This is a genomic window from Bradyrhizobium sp. PMVTL-01 (assembly GCF_051861855.1).
GTDB lineage: Bacteria > Pseudomonadota > Alphaproteobacteria > Rhizobiales > Xanthobacteraceae > Bradyrhizobium.
The window spans coordinates 215,668-240,632 of record NZ_CP193982.1 but is presented as its reverse complement, the minus strand read 5'-3'; the positions used below and the strand labels follow the sequence as shown (position 1 = coordinate 240,632).

Genomic DNA, 24,965 nt, shown 5'->3' with positions numbered 1-24,965 from the left:
TGACCCCCCGAGGGCTTCTATGGCCTAGTCCGCCGTCTTTAGACGGCCGAACCCAAGAAAAACCAACGATTCCATGACCTCCGAACGCTACAACGCCCGGGATTCCGAACCGCGCTGGCAGGCTGCCTGGGACCAGCAGGCGATCTTCGTCTCGAAGAACGACGATCCGCGGCCGAAATACTATGTGCTCGAGATGTTCCCCTACCCGTCCGGGCGCATCCATATCGGCCACGTCCGGAATTATACGCTCGGCGACGTGCTGGCCCGCTTCATGCGCGCCAAGGGGTTCAACGTGCTGCACCCGATGGGCTGGGACGCCTTTGGCCTGCCGGCGGAGAACGCCGCCATCGAGCGCAAGGTCGCGCCCAAGGCGTGGACCTACGACAACATCGCCGCGATGAAGAAGCAGCTCCGCTCGATCGGGCTGTCGCTGGACTGGAGCCGCGAATTCGCGACCTGCGATCCCAGCTACTACAAGCATCAGCAGAAGATGTTCCTGGACATGCTCGCCGCCGGCCTCGCCGAGCGCGAGAAGCGCAAGCTCAACTGGGATCCGGTCGACATGACCGTGCTCGCCAACGAGCAGGTGATCGACGGCCGCGGCTGGCGCTCCGGTGCGATCGTCGAACAGCGCGAGATGAGCCAGTGGGTGTTCAAGATCACGAAATACTCGCAGGAGCTGCTGTCCGCGCTGGATGGTCTCGACCGCTGGCCCGACAAGGTGCGCCTCATGCAGCGCAACTGGATCGGCCGCTCCGAGGGCCTCTTGATCCGGTTCGCGCTGGATCCGGCGACGACGCCGGCTGGCGAAAGCGAGCTGAAGATCTTCACGACGCGCCCGGACACGCTGTTCGGCGCAAAATTCATGGCGATCTCGGCGGATCATCCGCTGGCGCAGGCAGCTAGCGCCAAGAACCCGGAGCTCGCGGAGTTCATCGCCGACATCAAGAAGATCGGCACGGCGCAGTCGCTCATCGACACCGCGGAGAAGCAGGGTTTTGACACCGGCATCCGCGCAGTGCATCCGTTCGACCCGAGCTGGAAGCTGCCGGTCTATGTCGCCAACTTCGTGCTGATGGAATACGGCACCGGCGCGATCTTCGGCTGCCCCGCGCACGACCAGCGCGACCTCGACTTCGTCAACAAATACGGCCTTGGCAATACGCCGGTCGTTTGTCCCGAGGGCCAGGATCCGAAATCGTTCGTCATCACCGACACCGCCTATGACGGTGAGGGCCGCATGATCAATTCCCGCTTCCTCGACGGCATGACCATCGATCAGGCCAAGGAAGAGGTGGCGAAGCGTCTGGAGAGCGAGCTGCGCGGCAACGCGCCGGTCGGCGAGCGGCAGGTGAATTTCCGCCTGCGCGACTGGGGCATTTCGCGCCAGCGCTATTGGGGCTGCCCGATCCCGGTGATCCATTGCCCGAAGTGCGACGTGGTCCCGGTACCTGCTGCTGATCTTCCGGTGAAGCTGCCGGACGATGCGACCTTCGACAAGCCAGGCAACGCGCTCGACCATCATCCGACCTGGAAGCACGTCACCTGCCCGCAATGCGGCGGCAAGGCCCAGCGCGAAACCGACACCATGGACACCTTCGTCGATTCGTCCTGGTACTTCGCGCGCTTCACCGATCCCTGGAACGAGAATTCGCCGACGACGCCCGAGGTGGCCAACCGGATGCTGCCGGTCGACCAGTATATCGGCGGCGTCGAGCACGCGATCCTGCATCTGCTCTACAGCCGCTTCTTCACCCGCGCGATGAAGGCGACCGGGCATATCGCGCTGGACGAGCCGTTCGCCGGCCTGTTCACGCAGGGCATGGTTGTGCACGAGACCTATCAGACGGCCGACGGCACCTATGTGCAGCCGGCCGAGGTGAAGATCGAGGTTGGCGGCAACGGCCGCCGCGCGACGCTGCTCGCGTCGGGCGAAGACATCACGATCGGCCCGATCGAGAAGATGTCGAAGTCGAAGAAGAACACCGTCGACCCCGACGACATCATCGAGACCTACGGCGCCGACGTCGCCCGCTGGTTCATGCTGTCGGACTCCCCGCCCGACCGCGACGTGATCTGGAGCGACGAGCGCGTCCAGGGCGCCTCGCGCTTCGTGCAGCGGCTGTGGCGGCTGGTGAACGACGCCGTCGAGCTCGGCAAGGCCGCGCCGGCAGCCCGGCCCGCCAGCTTCGGCCCGGATGCGACCGCCCTGCGCAAGGCCGCCCATGGCACGCTGGACAAGGTCACCACCGGGATCGAGCGGCTGCACTTCAACGTCTGCCTCGCCCATATCCGCGAATTCACGAATGCCTTCTCAGAGGTGCTCCAGCGTCCCGGCCAGCCGGCCCCTGACCTCACTCCAGATTTGGCCTGGGCGATCCGGGAGGCCAGCCAGATCCTGATCCAGCTGTTCTCCCCGATGATGCCGCACCTGGCCGAGGAGTGCTGGCAGGTTCTGGGCCAAAAGGGGCTGGTTTCGGAGGCCAGTTGGCCGCAAATCGAACGCGATTTGTTGGTTGAAGACAGCGTGACCCTGGTGGTTCAGGTCAACGGCAAGAAGCGGGGTGAGGTCACAGTTGCAACAGCGGCCCAGAATCCGGAAATCGAGGCTGCCGTTTTGGCTCTCGATGCGGTAAAGCTGGCCCTGGACGGCAGGCCCGTCCGCAAGGTGATCATCGTCCCCAAGAGGATCGTGAATGTTGTCGGCTAGGATCCGCATCACAGCCCGCCTGCTGGCAGTCGCCGCACTGGCGGCGCTGACGGCTGGCTGCTTCCAGCCGATGTATGCCGAGCGCGGCGACGGCACCCCCGGCCTGCGCGAGAAGCTGATGGGCGTCGAGTTGCCGCCAATCAACAAGCCCAACGCCTCCCGCGAGGCCCGTGTCGGCGTCGAGGTCCGCAACGCCCTGGCCTTCAAGCTGTACGGCAGCGCCACGGGCATGCCGCCGACCCACCGCCTGGACATCCGCTTCACCTCCAGCCGCTCGTCCCTGATCGTCGATCCCAACACGGGTCTGCCGAGCACCGAGAATTACGGCATCGACTGCCAGTACAATCTGGTCGAGATCGTCAGCGGCAGGTCGGTCATGACCGGCACCACGTTCTCGCGCGTGTCCTACGACATGCCCGGCTCCTACCAGCGCTTCTCGCGCAATCGTGCCGTTCGCGATGCAGAGGATCGTGCCGCCAACGAAATCGCAGAGAACATCAACACCCGGCTCGCCGCGTTCTTCACCGCGGGCACGTAGTTCATTCCCGTCGTTCCGGGGCCTGCGAAGCATGAACCCGGAATCTCGATGCCCAATCTCCGGATTCTCAGGTGCGCAATTGCGCACCGTAGTTCGCCTCTGACGAGGCGCTCCGGAATGACGATCTAGGCCGATGGTCGCGCTGCGCGGAAAAGAGATCGACGCCTTCCTCGCCCGCCCCGATGCGGGCCGGCCGATCATCCTGCTCTACGGTCCCGATGCCGGACTCGTGCGCGAACGCGCCGACGCGCTGATTGCCTCGGCGGTCGACGATCCCAACGATCCCTTCTCGCTGGTGAAGCTCGACGGCGACGAGCTCTCCGCCGAGCCTTCACGCCTCGTCGACGAAGCGATGACGGTGCCGCTGTTCGGCGGCCGCCGCGCCCTCCGTATCCGTGCCGGCTCGCGCAGCTTTGCCGCCGGCATCGACACACTGGCCGAGATGAGCGTGAAGGACTGCCGCATCGTGATCGAGGCCGGCGAGTTGCGCCCGGAATCGCCGCTGCGCAAGGCCTGCGAGAAGGCCAAGACGGCGGTCGCGATCGGCTGTTATCCCGACACCGAGCGCGACCTCGCCAAGCTGATGGACGACGAGCTCCGCATCGCGAACCTGCGCATCGCGCAGGATGCCCGCGCGGCGCTGATGTCGTTCCTCGGCGGCGACCGCCAGGCGTCGCGCAACGAGCTGCGCAAGCTCACGCTGTACGCCCATGGCAAGGGCGAGATCACGCTCGATGACGTGATGTCGGTGGTCGCGGATGCATCCGAGCTGAAGCTCGATCCGATCGTGGACGGCGCCTTCGCCGGTCGACCCGACATCGTCGAGACCGAATTTGCAAAAGCCATGATCGCCGGCACCTATCCCGGCGTGATCATCTCGGCCGCGCAGCGCCAGGCCGCGTGGCTGCACAAATCCGCGCTCGCGATCGCCGACGGCCAGCCTGCCTCCACCGTGCTCGACGGCGGTTATCCGCGGCTGCACTTTTCACGAAAGCCGATGGTCGAAACCGCGCTGCGCAATTTCAATGTGGCACGGCTCGCCGCCGTGATCGAGCAGCTCGCAACCGCCGCGCTCGACACCCGCAAGCAATCGACGCTAGCCGCCGCCATCGCCCAGCGCACGCTGATGGCGATCGCGGCGAATGCGAAGCGGCGGGGCTAGCATAGGCGCCGCTCGCTCCACGTCGTTGCGAGCGCAACTCTCTCAATCGTCATTGCGAGCGCAGCGGTCGCGGTAGGGACGCTCATTGCTGGGCGCCCCCCGCACAGATCCGTACGTGCGGCTTTCCCGCATACGGCTCCCACCTCGGGTGAGTAGCGGTGAAGCGTGTTCGGGGCCAAGGATGGAGGATTTGTGGCTTGGGGAGCAAGTCGGAGGCAAGCCGCGCGACCCGCTGCCACGTGGTCCCGTCAATCTGGCTGCGGCGCCGAAGCATCCGCCTCCATTGTTCGGTGACGAAGTAGCGGAAGGCGCTGAGCGCTCGGCTGTTGGTCGGTACCGCGTGGTAGTTGAAGTACCCGGTAACGACCTGCCGCAGCCATTTGCCCTGTTCGAGCACCGACTGGTGCATACGCCGTCGCATTCCCTGCTTCACGGCTTGCAGTTTCGCCCGCATGCGGTCTTTGCGAGACTTGCGCCTGATCTGGAACTTGCCTTGCTTGGATCGGCTGCAGATGAAGGTGAAGCCGAGGAAGTTGAAGGTCTCCGGCTTGCCGAGCCCGCGCCGCCTGCGGTTGTCCTCCGCATGACGTCCGAACTCGATCAGCCGGGTTTTCTCAGGGTGCAGTGACAGCGCGAACTCCTGCAGCCGTTTGCGCAATTCTTCGAGGAAGTGCCGGGCCTCATTCTCATGCTCGAAGCCGACGATGAAGTCGTCAGCGTAGCGCACGATGATCATGTCACCCGCGGCCTCGCGCCGTCTGAAGCGTTCGGCCCACAGATCGAGGGCATAGTGCAGGTAGATGTTGGCAAGCAGCGGCGAGATCACCGCCCCTTGTGCCGTCCCCTGTTCGCTGACCCTGACCGTTCCTTCTTCGAGAACACCCGCCTTGAGCCATTTGCGGATCAGACGGATGATACGCTGGTCGCCGGTCCGATGTTCGACGAAGCGGATGAGCCATTCCTGGTCCACCATGTCGAAGAACGAGCGGATATCGGCGTCAACAATGAAGTTCACCCGCCGGCTCTCGATTCCGACCAGCAGCGCATCCATCGCATCGTGCGCGCTGCGCCCGGGCCGGAACCCATACGAGAACCCGAGGAAGTCCTCCTCGTAGATCGCGTTGAGCACCGTAGCGGTTGCCCGCTGAACGATCTTGTCCTCGAGGGACGCAATCGCCAGCGGTCGCTGCCGCCCATCCTGCTTCGGGATATGGACCCGCCGCGACGGCTGCGGCCGGTACGCTCCCCGGTGAACACGAGCATGCAGGTCCTCAAGATTGGCCTTGAGGTCTTGCTCGTAGTCCCGCCACATCATTCCGTCCACACCCGGCGCGGCATGCTTCTTCAGCGCGAAGAACTCCGCCTCGAGCAGTTCAGGCGTGATGTGGTGAAGCAGCGCAGTGAACCTCTCCTTCTTCCTTTCCCTTGCAGTTCGCCGTATGCGTTCCAACGCCTGTGTCACGCTTGTCCGGCTCGGCGTCCGGGGCGTGCTTTGCTGGTCCGCATTCCCCTTGGTCGCGGCCCTTCGCTCCACCAACTCCTCCGCGGATCGCTCCGCTTCGTTCGCAGGCTTCGACGCTACTACGGCCGCGTCCGACTTCCCGCATCCGTTCGTCATCGGCTTTGGCTCCTCGCCTTCCCGATGCGGACCTTGGGGGCATGTTGCCATCGGTCAGATGCGGGACCTCCCAGGTTCCGACGCGGTCCTTTGCTGCGTGATGGGGTCTTCGACCACGGCAGAGCGTCAGCGCCTCGCATAACGGCGCCGCACATGTTGCCTTCGACGTTGCTTACCGGCTCGGCCTCTGCGAGTTTCTGTCTTTCGCGGCTCAATAGCCCACCCCACAGCATCGTTGTGTACGCTTCGCAGCCGCCGTTGCCGACGGCCACGCAACACTCACTACCGGGCGCTCGCTACCGCTTACCCGGACCGGACTTCCACCGGTTGGACCACGCCAGCTTGCCTGGCGCACAAGCAATCCAGAATCTTTCCGCGAAGGGACTCTGGATTGCTTCGCTGCGCTCGCAATGACGGGGTCGACGTAGATGCGCGCCACGCCCTCAGCCGTCGGCCTGGCCGCCGTGCGCAATTGCGCACCAGGCCCTGACGACACCGAGGTGAGCCTAAATCCCGCCCTTGGCGAGCCGCTTCATCACCTCGTCGAGCTGATCGAGGTTGCGGTAGTTGATCTGCACGGAGCCGCCGGGGTCGCGGTGATTGACGGTGACCTTGAGGCCGAGCGCGTCGCTGACGCGCTTTTCGAGATCGATCGTGTCGGGGTCCTTTTCCTTGCCCCCGGTGCTGCGCGCCTTCTGGGGCTTGCGCTCAGGCACGCCCTCTTCATGCGCGAGCGCCTCGGCCTGACGGACGTTGAGGCCCTCCTCGACGATGCGCTTGGCCGCACTGAGCGGATCGGGCACGCCGATCAGCGCGCGGGCGTGACCGGCCGTCAATTCACCAGTCGCGATGAGGGCCTGCACCTCGGCCGGCAGCTTCGTCAGCCGCATCATGTTGGCGACGTGGCTGCGGCTCTTGCCGACGACTTTCGCGATGTCGTCCTGGCTGCGTTTGAACTCGTTGGCGAGCGCGTGATAGCCCTGCGCCTCCTCCATCGGGTTGAGGTCCTCGCGCTGCACGTTCTCGACGATCGCAAACTCGAGCGCATCGCTGTCGCTGATGTCGACCGGGACGATCGGCACCTCGTGCAGGCCGGCCATCTGCGAGGCGCGCCAGCGCCGCTCGCCGGCGATGATTTCGTAGCGATCCTGCGCGCCCTTCACCGGACGCACCACGATCGGCTGGATCACGCCATGCTGCTTGATGGAGTCAGAGAGCTCCTTGAGCTCGGTGTCCGAAAACGTGCGGCGCGGGTTGCGGGGATTGGCCTTGATGAATTCGATCGGCACCTTGCGCTGCGCGCGCGGACGATCGACATGCTGGGCTTCGCCGCCGACGTCACCGATCAGACTTGCAAGACCCCGGCCCAGTCGCGAACGCGCTTCGTCGGCCATCGCCAGCTCCCTTGGATTCACGGTGCAGCACTCCAGAACTGAATTCAGCGTAGGGTGGGCAAAGCGTGCCCACCGGTTGTTTATGTGCGGAAGACGGTGGGCACTGCAAAGACGCCTTTGCTCACCCTGCGGCATCTTCAATGCGTCGTGCGCAGCTCGCGCTCGCGCTGGATCACTTCGGTGGCGAGCCGCAAGTAAGCTTCGCTGCCGACACATTTGAGATCGTAGACCAGCACCGGCTTGCCGTAGGACGGCGCTTCGGAGATGCGCACGTTGCGCGGGATCATGGTCTTGTAGACCTTCTCGCCCATGAACTGGCGGACGTCGGCGACAACCTGGTTGGAGAGGTTGTTGCGCGAGTCGAACATGGTCAGCACGATGCCGTGGATCGACAGGTTCGGATTGAGCGTCGAACGCACCTGCTCCACCGTCTGCAGCAATTGCGACAGGCCTTCGAGGGCGAAGAACTCGCACTGCAACGGCACCAGGATCGCATCGGAAGCGGCCATCGCGTTCACGGTGAGCAGGTTGAGCGACGGCGGGCAGTCGATCAGCACATAGGTGTAGTCGGCATCCGGCGAGACGTTGTTGTTGAGCGCGCCGATCGCGTCCCGCAGCTTGAAGGCGCGCCCGGGCGTGGTGCCGAGCTCCAGCTCGAGGCCGGAGAGATCCATGGTCGACGGCGCGATGTGCAGCCGCGGCACCGCGGTCGAGACCACCGCCTCGCGCAAGGCCGCTTCGCCGACGAGCACGTCGTAGGTCGAGCAGGAGCGGTTGCGGCGGTCGATGCCGAGGCCGGTCGACGCATTGCCCTGCGGATCGAGATCGACGATCAGGACGCGCTCGCCGATCGCCGCGAGCGCCGTGCCTAGGTTGATCGCTGTGGTTGTTTTTCCCACGCCGCCTTTCTGATTCGCCAGGGCGAGGATGCGCGGATGACCGTGCGGAACCTCAGCCTTCTCTTGGTCGGTCTGGTCTTGCTGCGGCTCGTCCATCACGCTCATCGAAATTCCCCACTCCCCTGAACGTCTCACCCGCGCCGTTCGGCGGCATTCAACTCCACGATCCAGCCGTCGCCCGTGCGGCTATGGTGGAGCTCGGGCTGAATATTCCAATATTTAGCGGCTTCGGTCAATTCAGCCTCTACATCTTGACCCTTCGGAAATAGCGCCTTTGCGCCTTGGCGCATCAACGGCTCCGCAAAGCCGATGAGTTGATGTAGCGGAGCCAGCGCACGCGCAGTGACGCAATCGACGGGGCCGGTGATTCTATCCACATTATCCCCGATCTCGGCGAGATGTACGACTCCCGGAGATGCGGTGACGCGGACAGCTTCGCGCAAAAAGGCGGCCTTCTTGGCGATTCGCTCGACGAGGTGGACGCTGGCGCCCGGCGTCCCGGCCATGGCGCAGGCGAGCACGACGCCGGGAAAGCCGCCGCCGCTGCCGAGGTCGGCCCAGCGCTTTGCCGATGGCGCGAGGTCGACGAGCTGGAGCGAATCGGCGACGTGCCGGCTCCAGAGCTTCGGCAGGGTCGAGGGTGCGACGAGATTGGTCTTGGCCTGCCACTCCCGCAGCAGCACAATGTAGCGATCGAGGCGGTCCTCGGTTTCACGTGAAACGGGCGCGAGCTTGAGCGCCGCGATCTTGTCCACGGCGATGATTGAATCGAGCGACTGATCGTTCGCGCTGGCCTTGCCGATCCTGGGTTTGGCCGGCGTCGGTTCGGATGGACGACCCACGCCCTCGCCTGCTCCCGGTCGTCGCGATAGCGGCCTGTCCCCGCCCGGTCCGCGCTGTTTCACGTGAAACGCCTATCCAATTGGCTTATGCGATTGCCTTGGAAGTCTTCCGTGCCTCGCGGCGAAGATAGGCCGCGAGGATGCCGAGCGCCGCCGGCGTCATGCCATCGATGCGGCCGGCCTGGCCCACCGTGAACGGACGCGCCTTCTCCAGCTTGGCGCGGACCTCGTTGGAGAGACCGGGGACCAGCTGGTAGTCGACCTCCGCCAGCACCATCCCCTCGTCGCGCCGGAAGGCTTCGACGTCGGCGCTCTGGCGCTCCAGATAGACATCGTACTTGGCGTCGATCTCAAGATGGGTGGCAATGACGGGATCGATGCTGGAGAGCTCCGGCCAGATCGCGCGGACCTGGCTCCAGCCGATCTCCGGATAGGCCATCAGCTCAAAGGCCGAGCGACGCTGGCCATCCCGGTTCAGGGACAGCCCGTGCCTGATCGCTTCGTTCGGTGTGATGGTGAGCGACTTCGACAACATCCGGGCGGCGTTCAGGGCGTCCATCTTGGCGCGGTGATGCCGGGTCCGGGCACTGCCGACGCATCCAAGTGCGATGCCTTTCTCCGTCAGACGCTGATCGGCATTGTCGGCCCGCAGCGTCAGCCGGTACTCGGCTCGTGAGGTGAACATCCGATAGGGCTCGGTGATCCCGCGGGTGACGAGGTCATCGATCATGACGCCGAGATAGCCATCGGCCCGGTCAAACACCGTCAGAGCGGCACCGCTGGCGGACAGCGCCGCGTTCAGGCCGGCCACGATGCCCTGCCCGGCGGCTTCCTCGTATCCGGTGGTGCCGTTGATCTGCCCGGCCAGGAACAGACCGCGCAGGCGCTTGGTCTGCAGGGTCGGATCGAGCTCGCGGGGGTCGATATGGTCGTATTCGATGGCATAGCCCGGCCGGACCATCTTCACCCGCTCCAGGCCGGGAATGCTGGCGAGGATCGCGAGCTGGACCTCCTCCGGCAGCGAGGTGGAGATGCCGTTGGGATAGACGGTGCTGTCATCGAGCCCTTCCGGCTCCAGGAAGATCTGGTGGCCGTCGCGGTCGCCAAAGCGGACGATCTTGTCCTCGATCGAGGGGCAGTAGCGCGGACCGGAGCTCTTGATCTGGCCGGAGTACATCGGGGAGCGATGAACATTGGCCCGGATCACCTCATGGGTCGCCGGCGTGGTCCGGGTAATCCCGCACTGAATCTGCGGGGTCGTGATCCGCTCGGTCATCACCGAGAACGGCTCCGGCGGCTCGTCGCCGGGCTGCATTTCCACCGCCGACCAGTCGATCGTGGTGCCGTCCAGACGCGGCGGCGTCCCGGTCTTCAGCCGCCCGAGCACGAAGCCGGCCCGCTCGAAGGAGCTGGAAAGGCCGATCGCAGGCGCCTCTCCAACCCGGCCGGCGGGCCAATTCTTCTCACCGAGATGGATCAGACCGCGCAGGAAGGTGCCGGTGGTGACGACGACGGCCCCTGCCCGAAGCTCCCGGCCGTCGGCCAGACGCAGTCCGGTGACCCGTCCCTCGACCAGGATCAGCTCGTCGGCTTCGCCCTCGATGACGGAAAGGCCCTCGGTCTCCAGGATCGCGGCCTGCATCGCCGCCGCATACAGCTTCCGGTCCGCCTGGGCGCGCGGACCCCGCACTGCGGGCCCCTTCCGGCGATTGAGGACGCGAAACTGGATGCCGCCGGCATCCCCGGCACGGCCCATCAGGCCATCGAGGGCGTCCACCTCGCGGACCAGATGACCCTTGCCAAGACCGCCGATGGCGGGATTGCAGGACATCGCGCCGATCGTGGAGAAGCGGTGGGTCACCAGAGCGGTGGTTGCGCCTATCCGGGCAGCGGCAGCCGCGGCCTCACAGCCGGCGTGGCCGCCGCCAATCACGATGACGTCGAAGCTCTCTCGCTCTGTTTGCATCGGCGGACTTCTATCCCAGAGCGGAAAAAGCCGGAAGTGGAAACTGGTTGGAGCAGTGTTTCACGTGAAACAGGGGCGGCCCAGGGCAAAGGTTTCCGACGAAAACAACCCCATGCACCGTAGAGGCGCGGTTGAGCCGATTGCTGTTTCACGTGAAACAAGATCGACGCTTCCCTCGTGAGGGCATGGACGCGTCCTGCTCGGCCCGTTGCCGAGGTGCCAATCAGAGGCGAGACGGTCTCGTCACACTCCGTCATTGCGAGCGCAGCGGAGCAATCCAAGCTCGCTCCGCGGAGGCGGCCTGGATTGCTTCGTCGCAAGGCCTCCTCGCAATGACGGAGCGCGGCGGCCGGCCCTCACCCCTCACCGCTCACAGAAAGAGACACCCCCTCAAGCGAAACCACGGAGGCTGCTGACAGCGCCGCCCGCTGTTTGACGTGAAACAGAAGCAACCTCTCTCGTTGGCGAAGCGAACGATACTCCCGGCGCGGCGAGAACCCCGAGGAATGCTTCCAAGGTATACAGAGCCGAAATCGCCTGTGGGCGTTTCACGTCAAACAAAAGGAGTGGAACAAGGACTATTTCTACAACCAAGAACTAGCTCTACTTTCCGATGCAGAATTTCTGGAAGATCGCCCCAAGGACGTCCTCGACGTCCACCCGGCCCAATAGCCGACCCAGGGCATAGGCGGCGGCACGCAGTTCTTCAGCGGCCAGCTCTTCGCCCTGTTCTACAAGGTCGAGACTCCGGCGCAAGCTATCCGAGGCTTCGCGCAACAGATCGCGCTGGCGGACCCGGGTCACCAAGGCGCCCTCGGTTGTCCCGAAGAAGTTGGCGGCAAATTTTACCAAGGCATCGACTAGCTCGGGAATGCCGTCGCCACGGCTGGCCGAGATTGCGAACTCGCCTGCCGGCTCGGCACCTCCGGCCCCGCCGATATCGATCTTGTTGTGCACGACCCAGACCGCGCCATTGGATCGATCGTCTTCGGATTTCCTCAGCGACCGCATCGCCTCCGGATCGATCGCTCGACCGCCCTCCACCAGCCACAGCACAAGGTCCGCGTCCTCGGCTCGCGCGCGTGCGCGGCGCACGCCTTCCTGCTCGACCGGATCCTCGGTTTCGCGAATGCCGGCGGTGTCGATGACCGTGACCGGATAGCCATCCAGATCGAGCTGCACCTCGATCACATCGCGCGTTGTCCCGGCATGTGGCGAGACGATCGCGACGTCGCGGCGCGCGAGCTGATTCATCAGCGTCGACTTGCCGACGTTCGGCTCGCCGGCGATCGCAACCACGAGACCGTCGCGCAGGCGTTCCGAATGTCCCTTTGCCGCAAGGACTTTTGTGATTTCAGCGTGCAGCGCCTGGATCGCTTTCACCGCCGGCGCCCTCAGCTCCGCCGGCACGTCGCCTTCATCGGAAAAATCGATGCCGGCCTCGATCAGCGCGGACGCCTCGATGATGCGCTCACGCCAGTCACGCGCGCGGTCGCCGAGCAGGCCCTGCAACTGGCGTAGCGCCTGGCGGCGCTGCCGGTCGGTATCAGCATGGACGAGATCGTCGAGGCCCTCGGCCTCGGTGAGGTCGAGCTTGCCGTTCTCGAAGGCGCGCCGGGTGAACTCGCCAGGCTCGGCCGCGCGAGAATTCGGAATATCTGAAATTGCGACTAGGACAGCCGCCACCACCGCGCGTCCGCCATGGACGTGAAATTCGGCGATGTCTTCGCCGGTCGCGCTGCCCGGCCCGGGAAACCAGAGCACGACCGCGTCATCGATCGCCTGGCCGGCCCCGTCCCGGAGCAGCCGGCGGCTGGCCTGCCGCGGCGCCGGCAGCCGGCCCGCGAGCGTCGTCAGCGCCAGGCCGGCTTGCGAGCCAGAGACGCGCACCACGGCGATCGCGCTGGGCGGCCGGCCGGATGACAGCGCAAAAATGGTCTGGTCTCGCGGATGCATGGCCTATTTGTCCGGCTGCCAGTGAAAAGGCAAATACCGGTTTTCAGCTCCGCCGAAGGCAGAGTTTTGGTGCATCAAATATCGCCGGAATCTCTCTATTGCACCGCAATATGTCCGCAGCATTTTCGCAGCAGAAATGCTTCTTCCAGGAGGAGCTTGGCCAAACGGATTCAAGTTTTATTCAGATATATCAATGAATTAATGGGGGTCTCGATAAGGCGCCGCCAGCATCCGATGCTGCGAGCTCGCTGCAGCAAAGCCGCAAAATAAAAAAGGGCGCCCGAAGGCGCCCTCTGATTCTTTGCTGCACTGCGCTCAAGTTCAGGTGTTCATGGAGTCGAAGAACTCCGAATTGCTCTTGGTCGAGCGCAGCTTGTCGAGCAGGAAGTCGATCGCGTCCATCGTGCCCATCGGATTGAGGATGCGGCGGAGCACGTACATCTTCTTGAGCACCTGCGGATCGGTGATGAGCTCCTCCTTGCGGGTGCCGGAGCGCGAGATGTCGATCGCCGGGAAGGTGCGCTTGTCCGAGACCTTGCGGTCGAGGATCAGCTCCGAGTTACCGGTGCCCTTGAACTCTTCGAAGATGACTTCGTCCATGCGGCTGCCGGTATCGACCAGTGCGGTCGCGATGATGGTCAGCGAGCCGCCCTCCTCGATGTTGCGGGCGGCACCGAAGAAGCGCTTCGGGCGCTGCAGCGCGTTGGCGTCGACACCGCCGGTCAGCACCTTGCCGGATGACGGCACCACGGTGTTGTAGGCGCGGCCGAGGCGGGTGATCGAATCGAGCAGGATCACGACGTCGCGGCCATGCTCGACCAGGCGCTTGGCCTTCTCGATCACCATCTCGGCGACCTGGACGTGACGCACCGCCGGCTCGTCGAAGGTCGAGGACACGACCTCGCCTTTCACCGAGCGCTGCATGTCCGTGACTTCTTCCGGACGCTCGTCGATCAAGAGCACGATCAGGTAGCATTCGGGATGATTGTGCGTGATCGAGTGCGCGATGTTCTGCATCAGCACGGTCTTACCCGTGCGCGGCGGCGCAACGATCAGCGCACGCTGGCCCTTGCCGATCGGAGCCACGATGTCGATCACGCGTGCAGACAGGTCCTTCCGCGTCGGATCGTCGATCTCCATGCGGAAACGCTGGTTCGGAAACAGCGGCGTGAGGTTGTCGAAATTGACCTTGTGCTTGGCCTTTTCCGGGTCCTCGAAATTGAGTGTGTTGACCTTCAGCAGCGCAAAGTAGCGCTCGCCCTCTTTCGGGCTGCGGATGTGGCCTTCGATGGTGTCACCGGTGCGCAGGCCGAAACGGCGGATCTGCGAGGGCGAAACGTAGATATCGTCCGGGCCCGGCAGATAATTGGCATCGGGCGAGCGGAGGAAGCCGAAACCGTCGGAGAGCACCTCGACGACGCCTTCGCCGACGATGTCGGTCTCGGCCAGCGACAGCTGCTTGAGGATGGCGAACAGCAGCTCCTGCTTGCGCATGGTGCTGGCATTCTCGACCCCGTTCTCTTCCGCGAACGAGACGAGCTCGGCCGGGGTCTTCGACTTGAGGTCCTGGAGTTTAATTTCCCGCATTGGGGTGGTCCTGTAGGGTAACCTTGGAGGGGTGCGAGGAGGCTCTGAAATGCGGACGTGAGAAGATAAGGTCCGCAGGTCTGGCAAGGAGAGTGCCGGTGAGGCTTCAAACCTGATGCGGTGTCCGGCCTCTGGAAAGCTCAGACACAACCACATCCGCCTGCGTTGGGTGGGATATCGATACTATAGAAAATCGCTTCCTTCTCCGCAAGCCGAAGCGCTGAGCGATTCCGCGCGTGGCCTGCCTAGAACGGCTTCACGATCACCATGATGACGATGAGAATCATCAAAACGGTCGGCACCTCATTGATAATCCGATAGAATTTCTGACTTCGCGGACGCCGGTCGGCGGCGAAATCCTTGAGCCAGCGCGAAAAAAAGCCGTGGACCGCGGACAGCACCAGGACCAATGCCAGTTTTACGTGCAGCCAGCCGAAGGTGAACCAGTGGCCGGACCAGGCGAGAAACAGCCCGGCGAGCCAGGTGACGATCATGGCGGGGTTAATGATCGCCTTAAACAGCCGCCGCTCCATGACCTTGAACGTCTCCGACTGCTTCGAGCCGATCTCGGCCTCGCAATGATAGACGAACAGCCGCGGCAGATAGAGCATGCCGGCCATCCAGGACATGACGGCGATCACATGCAGCGCCTTGATCCAGAGATAGACGTCTTCGAACATTTTCGAGGGTCCGGATTGATGCCCAGCGAAAGGAGCTGGGGATAGTAAGAACCCGTTAAGGTCTTGCCCTGCACACATATCCGTCCGTAGCGCCTTCCTCAAATCTAGAATCTTAGATTCTTAAAGGTTTGAGTCTGAGTGACCGTGGATTGGACTCACGAAAATCCGTCCGCGACTTCACGCGCGCTTGTTCACATCCATCAACATATCCTGAGCTGGTTCGGCCGGTTCCGATAAGTCGTCCGGACTCAAAGACTTGCTTGCGCCTGTCGGCAGCTTATCAAGGGGGTTATATCCGCAATCCCGCTTCCCGCTTGGAGAGGCGGCGGACTTGTTCTGACGGGCAGCGGTGTGAAGAAAATTGGCACTTGTCCCATCGCTGGTGTCGCACATCCCTTTCCGAGCGGTTAAGCTCCACAGAAATCCACAAACCGCCCCGCCCTCATCCAAAGAGTTTTTGTGCCGACCTCGAACAATTATTTCCATCTGCACCTGGTGTCCGACTCCACCGGCGAGACGCTGATCACCGTCGCGCGCGCGGTCGCCGCGCAATATGCGAACGTGACGCCGGTCGAGCATGTCTATCCGCTGGTGCGGAGCCAGAAGCAGCTCGACCGCGTGCTCGACGAGATCGAGGAAGCGCCGGGGATCGTGCTGTTCACGCTGCTCGAGAAGGATCTGGTCGCCAGGCTCGAGGACAAGTGCAAGCAGATCAATGTTCCGAGCCTGTCGATCATCGGGCCGGTGATGCAGTTGTTCGAAGCCTATCTCGGCGCTGCGACCACGGGTCGCGTCGGCGCCCAGCACGTGCTCAATGCGGAATATTTCAAGCGCATCGACGCACTGAACTACACGATGATCCATGACGACGGTCAGCATGTCGAAGGTCTCGACGACGCCGACGTGGTTCTGGTCGGCGTGTCCCGCACCTCGAAGACGCCGACATCGATCTATCTCGCCAATCGCGGCATCCGCACCGCCAACGTGCCGCTGGTGCCCGGCATTCCCGTGCCGGCGCAGCTCGAGACGCTGACGCGTCCGCTGGTGGTGAGCCTGCATGCGACGCCGGAACGGCTGATCCAGATTCGCCAGAACCGCCTGCTCTCCATGGGCGCCGAATCCGGCAGCGACACCTATACCGACAAGCAGTCGGTCACCGAGGAGGTCGCGTTCGCGCGCAAGCTCAGCGCCAAGCACGATTGGCCGCTGCTCGACGTCACGCGGCGATCGATCGAGGAAACCGCCGCGGCGATCATGAAGCTCTACAGCGATCGCCAGCGCAACCGGCCTTCGGAATAGTTGTCGCGATGGCTCTGTGGCGCGGCACATCTTCGTTGATCCTGGCCTCGCAAAGCAGCGCGCGCAAAATGCTGCTGGCCAATGCGGGGCTCGCATTCGAGGCCGTCACGGCCGACATCGACGAGCGCGGCATCCAGGCGAGCTCCAATCTCGGCGATCCGCGCGAGATCGCTCTGATGCTGGCCCGCGAAAAGGCCAAGGCGGTCTCCACTGGTCGTCCCGGGAATTATGTGATCGGCGCCGACCAGACGCTGGCGCTCGGCAGGCGTCTCTTCAACAAGCCGACCGGCCGCGCACAGGCGCTGGCGCAACTGCGCGATCTCGCCGGCAACAGCCACGAGCTGAATTCCGCCTTAGCCGTGGCGCGGGACGGCAAGATCGTTTTCGAGGATGTCTCGGTGGCGCGCATGACCATGCGGCCAATGACTGAGGCGGAGCTTTCGGCTTATCTCGACGCCGCCGGCGATGCCGTGACCAGAAGCGTCGGGGCCTATCAGCTCGAGGGTCTCGGCATTCATCTGTTCGAGCGCATCGAGGGCGATCATTTCACCATTCTCGGCCTGCCGCTGCTGCCGCTGCTTGCGTTCCTGCGGAATGAACAGCTAATTGCGGTGTAGATGCGAGAGAAGGCTGGGCGCTGATGCGGATCCTGGGACTGACCGGCTCGATCGGGATGGGCAAATCCACCACCGCAAGGCTGTTCGCGGAGGCTGGCGTGCCCGTCTATGACGCCGACGCCGCCGTGCATCAGCTCTACGAGGGTGAAGCCGCGCCGGCGATCGAGGCCGCCTTCCCCGGCACCACCGTGAACGGCAAGGTCAACCGGTCAAAGCTGTCGGCGCGCGTGGTGCACGATCCCGCGGCGATCAAGCAGCTCGAACAGATCGTCCATCCGATGCTCGGTGCTTCCCGGCAGAAATTCTTTGCCGACGCCGAGGCCGCCAACGCGCCGGTCGTGGTGCTGGACATCCCGCTGCTGTTCGAGACCGGCGGCGAGAAGCGGGTCGATGCGGTCGTTGTCGTCTCGACCTCGCCGGAACTGCAGCGCGAACGGGTGCTGGCGCGCGGCACGATGGACGAGGCCAAGGTCGACGCCATCATCGCCAAGCAGACGCCGGATGCCGAGAAGCGCAAGCGGGCCGATTTCGTGGTGGATACCTCACACGGACTCGAGCCGGTGCGCGCCCAAATCAAGCACATCCTGGCCGAGGTCGTTAAGATGCCGCAGCGGCGAGCCTGATTCGCCGACTTTCACGGCTTCTTGCACGGCATCCCGAAATATGCGCGAAATCGTTCTCGACACCGAAACCACCGGCCTCGATCCGCTCCGCGGTGATCGCCTGGTCGAAATCGGCTGCGTCGAGATATTCAACCGCATGCCGACCGGACAGACGTATCACGTCTATATCAATCCTGAGCGGGACATGCCGGCGGAAGCCTTCGCCGTGCACGGGTTGTCGGCCGAATTCCTGTCGACCAAGCCGCTGTTCCACGAGGTCGTCGATGCGTTTCTGGAGTTCATCGGCGATGCGCCGCTTGTGATCCACAACGCCTCGTTCGACATCAGCTTCATCAATGCCGAGCTCGACAGGATCAAGCGCGCGGCGATCCCGCGCGAGCGGCTGGTCGATACGTTGCTGCTGGCGCGCCGCAAGCATCCGGGCGTGTCGAACCGTCTCGACGATCTCTGCTCGCGCTATTCGATCGACAATTCACACCGCACCAAGCACGGTGCGCTGCTCGACGCAGAACTGCTTGCGGAAGTCTATGTCGATCTGGTCGGGGCACGGCAGTCGCAGCTGCTGCTGGCGTCGGATGCCGAAGAAATTCGCGTCAGCACCGCCGGCGATGTGCCGCGGCGGCAGCGCCTGGTGCCGCTCGCGCCGCGGGTTTCGGATGCCGAGCGGGAGGCCCACCGGGCCTTCATCGCAACGATGGGCGAAAAGGCGATCTGGAACGAATATCTCGCCGCTCCAGTCGCCCCCGCGGCTGGTTAACCCTTCGCTTAGGCCTGGCCGGTCTGGCCACCCTGGGCGGCCATCTGCCGCTCCATGTTCTGGCGATAGAGACCGACGAAATCCACCGGGTCCAGCATCAGGGGCGGGAACCCGCCGTCGCGCACGGCGGTTGCGATGATCTCACGGGCGAACGGGAACAGGAGCCGCGGGCATTCGATCATGACCAGCGGATGCAGGTTTTCCTTCGGCACGTTGACGATCCGGAACACGCCGGCATAGGCGAGCTCGAACGAGAACATCACCTTGCCCGCGGTCTCGGCCTTGCCTTCGACCGTCAGCGTCACCTCGAACTCCTGCTCGCTGAGGTTATTGGCGCCGACATTGATCTGGATGTTGATCTGGGGTGGCTGGCCCTGCTGCTGGAGCGAGCTCGGCGCGTTCGGATTTTCGAATGACAGGTCCTTGGTATATTGCGCCAGAACGTTGAGCTGGGGAGCCTGAGCCGCCTCGGGAGGGGTGCCGTTACCGTTGGTCATAGAAGTGTCTCCTTAACCCGATTGGGGCTGAATTTCGCGGCGGTTGGCTAACATAGGGCCGCCTCGTTCCACAAGGACGAACGGTCCCGGATGGAGAATCCAGACCGTGCCCGGAACTATGGCGTCCAAGGCGGGCTTTCGGCGAAGTCGCGCCTTAAACGATTGAAGATACGCGATTTCCGCCCAGGATCGGGTTTCCCCTTAAGCATAAAACGCGCTACACTCGCCGCTGTGCCAAAAGGCGCCATTGGCCGGGCAAGATTTCGTGCCTACATCCCACGGACCAGACGCACGGACCTAAAATGGTGATGTAGACTTGCCGTTCCCGTATGGAACGGTCTACTGGCCGGATTGATTTTCTCCGGCGACGATCCGAAGCGAAGACCCAGAGCAAAGACCAGAAAGCGAATACGACGTGGATATCTACACCATCATCTTCCTGGCGCTGGCGGTCTTCATCTTTCTGAGGCTGCGCAGCGTGCTGGGACAGCGCACGGGCAACGAACGGCCGCCGTTCGATCACACCGCCGCCCGCAATGCGCTGGGGGGTGCCCAGGACAAGAACGTCGTGACCATGCCGGGCAAGGTGATCGACCAGGCTCCGCTGGCGCCGGCGGCCGAGCCGGTTGTGCCCAGCGACCGGTGGAAGGGCCTGACTGAACCTGGCACCGCACTCGCCCGGGGTCTCGATGCCATCGCCGAAAAGGACCCCACCTTCGATCCGCGCCACTTCATCTCGGGCGCCCGCGGTGCCTATGAGATGATCGTGCTGGCCTTTGCCAATGGTGATCGCCGCGCGCTGCGCGACCTCTTGTCGTCGGAGGTCTATGAAAGCTTCGACGCCGCGATCAAGGAGCGCGAGAAGAACGAGCAGAAGACCGAGACGCGCTTCGTCTCGATCGACAAGGCTGAACTCGTCGGTGCCGAGTTGCGCGACCGCACCGCGCAGCTCACCGTGCGCTTCGTGTCGCAGATGATCTCGGCAACCCGCGACAAGGCCGGCAACATCGTCGACGGCAGCGCCGACACGGTTGCCGACATCACCGATATCTGGACTTTCGCCCGCGACACCACCTCTCGCGATCCAAACTGGAAGCTGGTTGGCACCGGAAGCGCGAATTAAACTCTTCCTCAAGAACAGCGCGACGGCGTTCTGCGCGGGTGTCGTCGTGCTGTCGACGTTTTCGCTCGGCGCCGAGGCGGCGCGGCGCCACTATCGCAGCCACCATCACCATCCCCCGCAATTGGCAGCCGCTCCGCCGCGGGCCTTGCCCTATCCGCAGCTGCCGCTGCCGTTCGAGATCTCAGGCGCGCAATATCTGCCGCTGGCCTGGGCCGACGTGAAAGGCTGGGGCGACGACGATCATCTCGCCGCCTACAAGACGTTTCGCGCCAGCTGCAAGTCGATCAATGCCCAGAACGGCGCGCCCGAGCCGAAAGCGCTGGGGGCTTCGCTGGGCGAGCCTTGTCGCGTCGCCAAATCGCTCGAGCTCAGCGACGACGCCAAAGCAAAAACCTTCTTCGAGGATAATTTTGCGCCGTTGCGCATCTCCCGCTTGGGGGAGCCCGATGGTTTCGTCACCGGCTATTACGAGCCGGTGCTGGAGGGATCGCGGACGCAGACCGACGTCTTCAATGTCCCGGTCTATCGGCGGCCTTCGAACCTGTTCGTGCGCGGCTACAAGCAGGATTCCGTCAGCCTGCCCAACAAGGGCCCCGTCTACCGCAAGATCGGCCGCCGCAAGCTGGTGCCCTATTACGACCGCGGCGAGATCGAGGATGGCAAGATCGCCGGGCGCGGACTCGAGATCGCCTGGCTGAAGGATCCGACCGATCTGTTGTTCGCGCAGATCCAGGGCTCGGCGCGGATCAAGTTCGAGGACGGCACGACGCTCCGGCTCAATTACGACGCCTATAACGGCTATCCCTACACGGCGGTGGGACGCATCCTGATCGAGCGCGGCATCATTCCGAAAGAGGAGATGTCGATGCAGAAGATCAGGGAGTGGATGGCGCAGAATCCTGATGGCGCCAAGGAGCTGCGCCGCCAGAACCGCGCCTACATCTTCTTCCGCGAGGTCAACCTCTCCGACAAGGACGAGGCGGTGGGCGCGCAAGGCATTCCGCTGACCGCGGGACGCTCGATCGCGGTCGACAAGTCGCTGCATGTCTACGGCACGCCGTTCTTCATCGAGGGCGAGCTGCCGATCGACTCGGAACGCTCGAAGACGCCGTTTCACCGCCTGATGATCGCGCAGGACACCGGCTCGGCCATCATCGGACCTGCCCGCGCGGATCTCTATTTCGGTGCCGGGCAGGAGGCCGGCCGCGTCTCGGGACGGCTGCGTCATCCCATGCACTTTGTCATGCTGGTGCCGAAGAGCCTCGATCCCTCCCTACGCGCCGCAAGACTGCCGGTACCGGATCCGCGTCCCTCGGAGAAGATCGCAAAACTGTTTCCGCAAACTGATCCGGCCAAGACGGGCACGCCTGCTGCCGCCGTTGCGCAAGGCAGGAACGAAACGGTTGCCGTCGCCGGCCCTGTCCCGCTACCGGTGCCGCGCCCCGCGATCGAGCCTGTCCCCGAGCCGCGGCGGCCCGTGAAGAATCGTTCCCATCGGCAGCAATGAAGCGATCGTCCCGTCCGCCCGTGCTGGAGTCCCGTCCCTCGCCGCGCCGCCGTGCCCTGAGCGAGGAAGAGCGCGCGCTGTGGGATACGGTCGCAAAGCAGGTCAAGCCGCTCAGAAAGCATCGCCTGGCCAAGGCGCATGCTGCGCCGCCCGCCGGGTCTTCGCCCGTGGCCCAGCCGATCCGGCTTTCATCACCGGCAAGGCCGGTTGCCGCTCCACCCGCGCCGCGCGCCGCGAAACCGCAGGTCCCGCCCTTGGCGCCGCTCGGCAAGCGCGAGCGCACCAAACTGTCGCGCGGGCGCAGCGAGATCGAGGCGCGTCTCGACCTGCACGGCATGACCCAGACGCGCGCCCATCACGCGCTGACCGGCTTCCTGCACCGCGCCCATCACGACGGCCTGACCTTCGTGCTGGTCATCACCGGCAAGGGCCGCAGCGGCGGCGAAAGCGGCGTGCTCCGCCGCCAGGTGCCGGAATGGCTGAGCCTGCCGGAATTCCGCGCCTTCGTCGTCGGCTTCGAGACCGCCCATATCGGCCATGGCGGCGAGGGCGCGCTGTATGTGCGGATCAGGCGGGCGAGAGGTTAGCGGCTCTACACCTCTCCCGCTTGCGGGAGAGGTCGGCGCGAAGCGACGGGTGAGGGTTCTCTCCTCTCGGGGGTCTCGCCCGCGGACACACCCTCTCCCGCAAGCGGAAGGGAGCGCACCGCCTAAAACGGCCGGACGATTCCGACGCGCGGGATCAGGGTGATGACCAGGCCGAAGATGCTGGTGTTCCGGTCCTCCGCCGGAATCAGCGGAGCTTCCTGCTTTGCCGGCAGCATCTTCACCGCATGCAGGATCAGGACCATGCAGACCGCCCAGTTCGAGATCCAGCGCGAATAGTCGAACACCATCGCGAACATCACGAGATAGGCGAGGCTGATGCCTATTAGTGCCGCGACCACGAGCCGCCTGTGCAGATCGCTGGCGAGCGCGCCGATCAGGCTGGCGAAGAAGCGCCACAGCGGCGTGTGCAGCCAGATCAGCAGCGCGAACACGGGCACGCCGAGAATGTTGTGCGGCAGTCGGCCCCAGGTGTCCGCAATCTCCTTCGCCAGCGGCTGGTACCAGATGTAGGCGAACTGCAAGAGGTCGGTGCGGGAGGGATCGGCCATCCGGGTCTTCAGGAATTCGATGAACTCCGCTTCCGGGATCGGCATCGTTCCCAAAAATTGCGCGGCGAAGAACAGCGCGGAGACGAGGGCGAGGGCGATCCCGCCGAATGCGACATTGCCGCGATCGCAGCCGCAAGCGAGGTAGTGCCTGATCACCACGATGGTGACGATGGTCGGGACGTACATCAAGAGATGAATGTGGTGGATCAGCACCAGCACGATCGAGAACAGGGCCGCCGTTGCGACGAACAGCAGCGAGCCGGCCGGCATCAGCAGCAGGACGATCGCGAGCGCGCAGCCATAGATGTCGAAATGGCCGAGCGTGTGCATGAAGTTCTTCAGGAAGAACGGCGAGCCCGCGGTGAAGACGAACAGCGGCAGCGTCTTCGCGGTGAAGCCGAACGTCCTCCGAAACAGTTGTGCATAGAGCCCTGAGGTCACCAGCCACGTCACCCCGCCGAGCGCGAACACCAGCCAGACCGGCACCCTGTCGGTGAACAGCGCGACGATCGCCCCGATCAGCGCGCGCTTGATGAAGCCGAAATGATAGTCGACGAGGAGATGGATGTAGGGAACGTAAGGCGGCAGCTGGATCTTGTGGACGAACACGCCGGCGATGATTGCGGCGTTGATCGCGAGCAGCAGGCGCCAGGGGTTTTGCAGGATGACGGTCACGCCGCATCAATAGCGTGACCGTCCAAAATTACAAAATGAACCGGCTGAGATCCGCGTTCTTGGCGAGGTCGCCGACGTGCTTCTGCACGTAATCGGCATCGACTCTGATGGTCTCGCCGTTGCGGTCGGGGGCGGTGAAGGAGATCTCGTCCAGCACCCGCTCCATCACGGTCTGCAGCCGCCGCGCGCCGATGTTCTCGACGGTGGAGTTCACGGCCACCGCGACGTCCGCGAGCGCATCGATGGCGCTGTCGGTGATGTCGAGCGTCACGCCCTCGGTCTGCAGCAGCGCGACATATTGCTTGATCAGGGAGGCCTCGGGCTCGGTCAGGATGCGCCGCATGTCGTCGCGGGTCAGCGCCTGCAGCTCGACGCGGATCGGCAGGCGGCCCTGCAATTCCGGCAGCAGGTCGGACGGCTTGGCGACATGGAAGGCGCCGGAAGCAATGAACAGGATGTGGTCGGTCTTGACCGCGCCATGCTTGGTCGAGACCGTGGTGCCCTCGATCAGCGGCAGGAGATCGCGCTGCACGCCCTCGCGCGAGACGTCGCCGCCGACGCGGCCGTCGCGGGCGCAGATCTTGTCGATCTCGTCGAGGAACACGATGCCGTTGTTCTCGACCGCGCTGATCGCCTCCAGTGTGAGCTGCTCGGCGTCCAGCAGCTTGTCGGATTCCTCGTTGACCAGGATCTCGTGCGAGCCTTCCACCGTCAGCCGCCGCGTCTTGCTGCGGCCGCCGAGCTTGCCGAAGATGTCGCCGATCGAGATCGCGCCCATCTGCGCGCCCGGCATGCCCGGGATCTCGAACATCGGCATGCCGCCGCCGGACGATTGCGTCTCGATCTCGATTTCCTTGTCGTTGAGCTCGCCTGCCCGCAGCTTCTTGCGGAAGGATTCCCGCGTCGCCGAGCTGGAATTGGCGCCGACCAGCGCATCGAGCACGCGCTCCTCGGCGGCGAGCTGGGCCCGCGCCTGCACGTCCTTGCGCTTCTTCTCGCGGACCTGGGCGATCGCGACCTCGACGAGATCGCGCACGATCTGCTCGACGTCGCGGCCGACATAGCCGACCTCGGTGAACTTCGTGGCTTCCACCTTCAGGAACGGCGCATTCGCGAGCTTGGCCAAGCGGCGCGCGATTTCCGTCTTGCCGACGCCGGTGGGGCCGATCATCAGAATGTTCTTCGGCAGCACCTCCTCGCGCAAGGAGCCTTCGAGCTGCTGCCGCCGCCACCGGTTGCGCAGCGCGATCGAGACGGCGCGCTTGGCGTCGCCCTGGCCGACGATGAAACGGTCGAGTTCGGAAACGATTTCGCGGGGGGAGAAGTCTGTCATGGCACCTTAGCTAGGGTCAGATGCGG

The 24,965-nt window shown here is 64.2% G+C and carries 21 protein-coding genes; 10 read left to right on the top strand and 11 right to left on the bottom strand.

The genetic code is table 11. The annotated features are described in order from the left end of the window. The first annotated feature begins 73 nt into the window (after positions 1–73). From leuS to holA, 3 genes are all read left to right on the top strand, one after another. A complete protein-coding gene (gene leuS, locus ACRQ5Q_RS01110) occupies positions 74–2,710 on the top strand; it encodes a leucine--tRNA ligase (protein WP_439395634.1) in 2,637 nt (878 codons plus the stop codon). Beyond that, a complete protein-coding gene (gene lptE / locus ACRQ5Q_RS01105; RefSeq protein ID WP_439372344.1) occupies positions 2,697–3,248 on the top strand; it encodes an LPS assembly lipoprotein LptE in 552 nt (183 codons plus the stop codon). Before leuS ends, lptE begins: the two co-directional genes overlap by 14 nt. 133 nt (positions 3,249–3,381) lie before the next feature. Further along, the gene (gene holA / locus ACRQ5Q_RS01100) at positions 3,382–4,410 is read left to right on the top strand and encodes a DNA polymerase III subunit delta (RefSeq protein WP_439395632.1); all 1,029 of its coding nucleotides are present in this window, start codon (positions 3,382–3,384) and stop codon (positions 4,408–4,410) included. Positions 4,411–4,492: 82 nt separating this feature from the next. Here the strand turns inward: holA and ltrA are convergent, their stop codons facing one another. The 8 genes from ltrA to hemJ form a co-directional block, all read right to left on the bottom strand. Continuing rightward, positions 4,493–5,872 carry a group II intron reverse transcriptase/maturase gene (gene ltrA, locus ACRQ5Q_RS01095; RefSeq protein WP_439368145.1) on the bottom strand — a complete coding sequence of 460 codons (1,380 nt, stop codon included), beginning with the start codon at positions 5,870–5,872 and terminating at the stop codon, positions 4,493–4,495. A 662-nt stretch (positions 5,873–6,534) separates the two neighbouring features. After that, positions 6,535–7,422, bottom strand: coding sequence for a ParB/RepB/Spo0J family partition protein (locus ACRQ5Q_RS01090; RefSeq protein ID WP_439372346.1), 888 nt, complete (start codon positions 7,420–7,422; stop codon positions 6,535–6,537). 137 nt (positions 7,423–7,559) lie between these two features. Beyond that, the gene (locus tag ACRQ5Q_RS01085) at positions 7,560–8,426 is read right to left on the bottom strand and encodes a ParA family protein (RefSeq protein WP_439372347.1); all 867 of its coding nucleotides are present in this window, start codon (positions 8,424–8,426) and stop codon (positions 7,560–7,562) included. 26 nt (positions 8,427–8,452) lie between these two features. Next, positions 8,453–9,226, bottom strand: coding sequence for a 16S rRNA (guanine(527)-N(7))-methyltransferase RsmG (rsmG, locus tag ACRQ5Q_RS01080; RefSeq protein ID WP_439372348.1), 774 nt, complete (start codon positions 9,224–9,226; stop codon positions 8,453–8,455). A 22-nt stretch (positions 9,227–9,248) separates the two neighbouring features. Continuing rightward, on the bottom strand, positions 9,249–11,129 hold the full coding sequence (gene mnmG / locus ACRQ5Q_RS01075; RefSeq protein ID WP_439395630.1) for a tRNA uridine-5-carboxymethylaminomethyl(34) synthesis enzyme MnmG: 1,881 nt from the start codon (positions 11,127–11,129) through the stop codon (positions 9,249–9,251). A gap of 603 nt (positions 11,130–11,732) precedes the next feature. Then, positions 11,733–13,085, bottom strand: a complete 1,353-nt coding sequence (gene mnmE / locus ACRQ5Q_RS01070; protein ID WP_439395628.1) for a tRNA uridine-5-carboxymethylaminomethyl(34) synthesis GTPase MnmE — start codon at positions 13,083–13,085, stop codon at positions 11,733–11,735. A 321-nt stretch (positions 13,086–13,406) separates the two neighbouring features. After that, the gene (rho, locus tag ACRQ5Q_RS01065) at positions 13,407–14,672 is read right to left on the bottom strand and encodes a transcription termination factor Rho (protein ID WP_011083462.1); all 1,266 of its coding nucleotides are present in this window, start codon (positions 14,670–14,672) and stop codon (positions 13,407–13,409) included. 245 nt (positions 14,673–14,917) lie between these two features. Continuing rightward, complete coding sequence (hemJ, locus tag ACRQ5Q_RS01060) at positions 14,918–15,352, bottom strand: protoporphyrinogen oxidase HemJ (RefSeq protein WP_439372351.1); 435 nt, start codon at positions 15,350–15,352, stop codon at positions 14,918–14,920. Positions 15,353–15,811: 459 nt separating this feature from the next. On the opposite strand from hemJ, the gene ACRQ5Q_RS01055 reads away from it, so the two are divergent. Genes ACRQ5Q_RS01055 through dnaQ form a run of 4 tightly spaced genes read left to right on the top strand, consistent with a single transcriptional unit; the run spans position 15,812 to position 18,648 of the window. After that, on the top strand, positions 15,812–16,651 hold the full coding sequence (locus tag ACRQ5Q_RS01055; protein WP_130364019.1) for a pyruvate, water dikinase regulatory protein: 840 nt from the start codon (positions 15,812–15,814) through the stop codon (positions 16,649–16,651). An 8-nt stretch (positions 16,652–16,659) separates the two neighbouring features. Next, positions 16,660–17,268, top strand: coding sequence for a Maf family nucleotide pyrophosphatase (locus tag ACRQ5Q_RS01050; protein ID WP_439395626.1), 609 nt, complete (start codon positions 16,660–16,662; stop codon positions 17,266–17,268). Positions 17,269–17,291: 23 nt separating this feature from the next. Next, positions 17,292–17,891: a dephospho-CoA kinase gene (gene coaE / locus ACRQ5Q_RS01045; protein WP_439372353.1), complete on the top strand. Its 600-nt coding sequence runs from the start codon at positions 17,292–17,294 to the stop codon at positions 17,889–17,891. 40 nt (positions 17,892–17,931) lie between these two features. Further along, on the top strand, positions 17,932–18,648 hold the full coding sequence (gene dnaQ, locus ACRQ5Q_RS01040) for a DNA polymerase III subunit epsilon (protein WP_439395625.1): 717 nt from the start codon (positions 17,932–17,934) through the stop codon (positions 18,646–18,648). An 8-nt stretch (positions 18,649–18,656) separates the two neighbouring features. On the opposite strand, the gene secB is transcribed toward dnaQ, so the two are convergent. Continuing rightward, positions 18,657–19,145, bottom strand: coding sequence for a protein-export chaperone SecB (gene secB / locus ACRQ5Q_RS01035; protein ID WP_018646030.1), 489 nt, complete (start codon positions 19,143–19,145; stop codon positions 18,657–18,659). A gap of 415 nt (positions 19,146–19,560) precedes the next feature. On the opposite strand from secB, the gene ACRQ5Q_RS01030 reads away from it, so the two are divergent. The 3 genes from ACRQ5Q_RS01030 to ACRQ5Q_RS01020 are packed head-to-tail and all read left to right on the top strand — an operon-like array spanning position 19,561 to position 22,362. Further along, a complete protein-coding gene (locus tag ACRQ5Q_RS01030) occupies positions 19,561–20,268 on the top strand; it encodes a Tim44/TimA family putative adaptor protein (protein ID WP_439395623.1) in 708 nt (235 codons plus the stop codon). After that, entirely contained in the window at positions 20,246–21,775 is a 1,530-nt protein-coding gene (mltA, locus tag ACRQ5Q_RS01025; protein ID WP_439395621.1) for a murein transglycosylase A, read from the top strand. The genes ACRQ5Q_RS01030 and mltA overlap by 23 nt, the downstream gene beginning before the upstream one ends. Then, complete coding sequence (locus tag ACRQ5Q_RS01020) at positions 21,772–22,362, top strand: Smr/MutS family protein (RefSeq protein ID WP_439395619.1); 591 nt, start codon at positions 21,772–21,774, stop codon at positions 22,360–22,362. The genes mltA and ACRQ5Q_RS01020 overlap by 4 nt, the downstream gene beginning before the upstream one ends. 122 nt (positions 22,363–22,484) lie before the next feature. On the opposite strand, the gene ACRQ5Q_RS01015 is transcribed toward ACRQ5Q_RS01020, so the two are convergent. Together ACRQ5Q_RS01015 and hslU are read right to left on the bottom strand one after the other, a co-directional pair. Beyond that, positions 22,485–23,606, bottom strand: a complete 1,122-nt coding sequence (locus tag ACRQ5Q_RS01015) for a hypothetical protein (protein ID WP_439395617.1) — start codon at positions 23,604–23,606, stop codon at positions 22,485–22,487. Between the two features lie 28 nt (positions 23,607–23,634). After that, on the bottom strand, positions 23,635–24,939 hold the full coding sequence (hslU, locus tag ACRQ5Q_RS01010) for an ATP-dependent protease ATPase subunit HslU (protein ID WP_439372359.1): 1,305 nt from the start codon (positions 24,937–24,939) through the stop codon (positions 23,635–23,637). Positions 24,940–24,965 lie beyond the last annotated feature (26 nt).

What these genes read in the sequence shown, in the direction of transcription:
- leuS (WP_439395634.1), top strand. Translation starts at nt 74, where the DNA reads ATGACCTCCGAACGCTACAACGCCCGGGATTCCGAACCGCGCTGGCAG.
- lptE (WP_439372344.1), top strand. Translation starts at nt 2,697, where the DNA reads ATGTTGTCGGCTAGGATCCGCATCACAGCCCGCCTGCTGGCAGTCGCC.
- holA (WP_439395632.1), top strand. Translation starts at nt 3,382, where the DNA reads ATGGTCGCGCTGCGCGGAAAAGAGATCGACGCCTTCCTCGCCCGCCCC.
- ACRQ5Q_RS01090 (WP_439372346.1), bottom strand. Translation starts at nt 7,422, where the DNA reads ATGGCCGACGAAGCGCGTTCGCGACTGGGCCGGGGTCTTGCAAGTCTG.
- ACRQ5Q_RS01085 (WP_439372347.1), bottom strand. Translation starts at nt 8,426, where the DNA reads ATGAGCGTGATGGACGAGCCGCAGCAAGACCAGACCGACCAAGAGAAG.
- mnmG (WP_439395630.1), bottom strand. Translation starts at nt 11,129, where the DNA reads ATGCAAACAGAGCGAGAGAGCTTCGACGTCATCGTGATTGGCGGCGGC.
- mnmE (WP_439395628.1), bottom strand. Translation starts at nt 13,085, where the DNA reads ATGCATCCGCGAGACCAGACCATTTTTGCGCTGTCATCCGGCCGGCCG.
- rho (WP_011083462.1), bottom strand. Translation starts at nt 14,672, where the DNA reads ATGCGGGAAATTAAACTCCAGGACCTCAAGTCGAAGACCCCGGCCGAG.
- hemJ (WP_439372351.1), bottom strand. Translation starts at nt 15,352, where the DNA reads ATGTTCGAAGACGTCTATCTCTGGATCAAGGCGCTGCATGTGATCGCC.
- ACRQ5Q_RS01050 (WP_439395626.1), top strand. Translation starts at nt 16,660, where the DNA reads ATGGCTCTGTGGCGCGGCACATCTTCGTTGATCCTGGCCTCGCAAAGC.
- coaE (WP_439372353.1), top strand. Translation starts at nt 17,292, where the DNA reads ATGCGGATCCTGGGACTGACCGGCTCGATCGGGATGGGCAAATCCACC.
- dnaQ (WP_439395625.1), top strand. Translation starts at nt 17,932, where the DNA reads ATGCGCGAAATCGTTCTCGACACCGAAACCACCGGCCTCGATCCGCTC.
- secB (WP_018646030.1), bottom strand. Translation starts at nt 19,145, where the DNA reads ATGACCAACGGTAACGGCACCCCTCCCGAGGCGGCTCAGGCTCCCCAG.
- ACRQ5Q_RS01020 (WP_439395619.1), top strand. Translation starts at nt 21,772, where the DNA reads ATGAAGCGATCGTCCCGTCCGCCCGTGCTGGAGTCCCGTCCCTCGCCG.
- hslU (WP_439372359.1), bottom strand. Translation starts at nt 24,939, where the DNA reads ATGACAGACTTCTCCCCCCGCGAAATCGTTTCCGAACTCGACCGTTTC.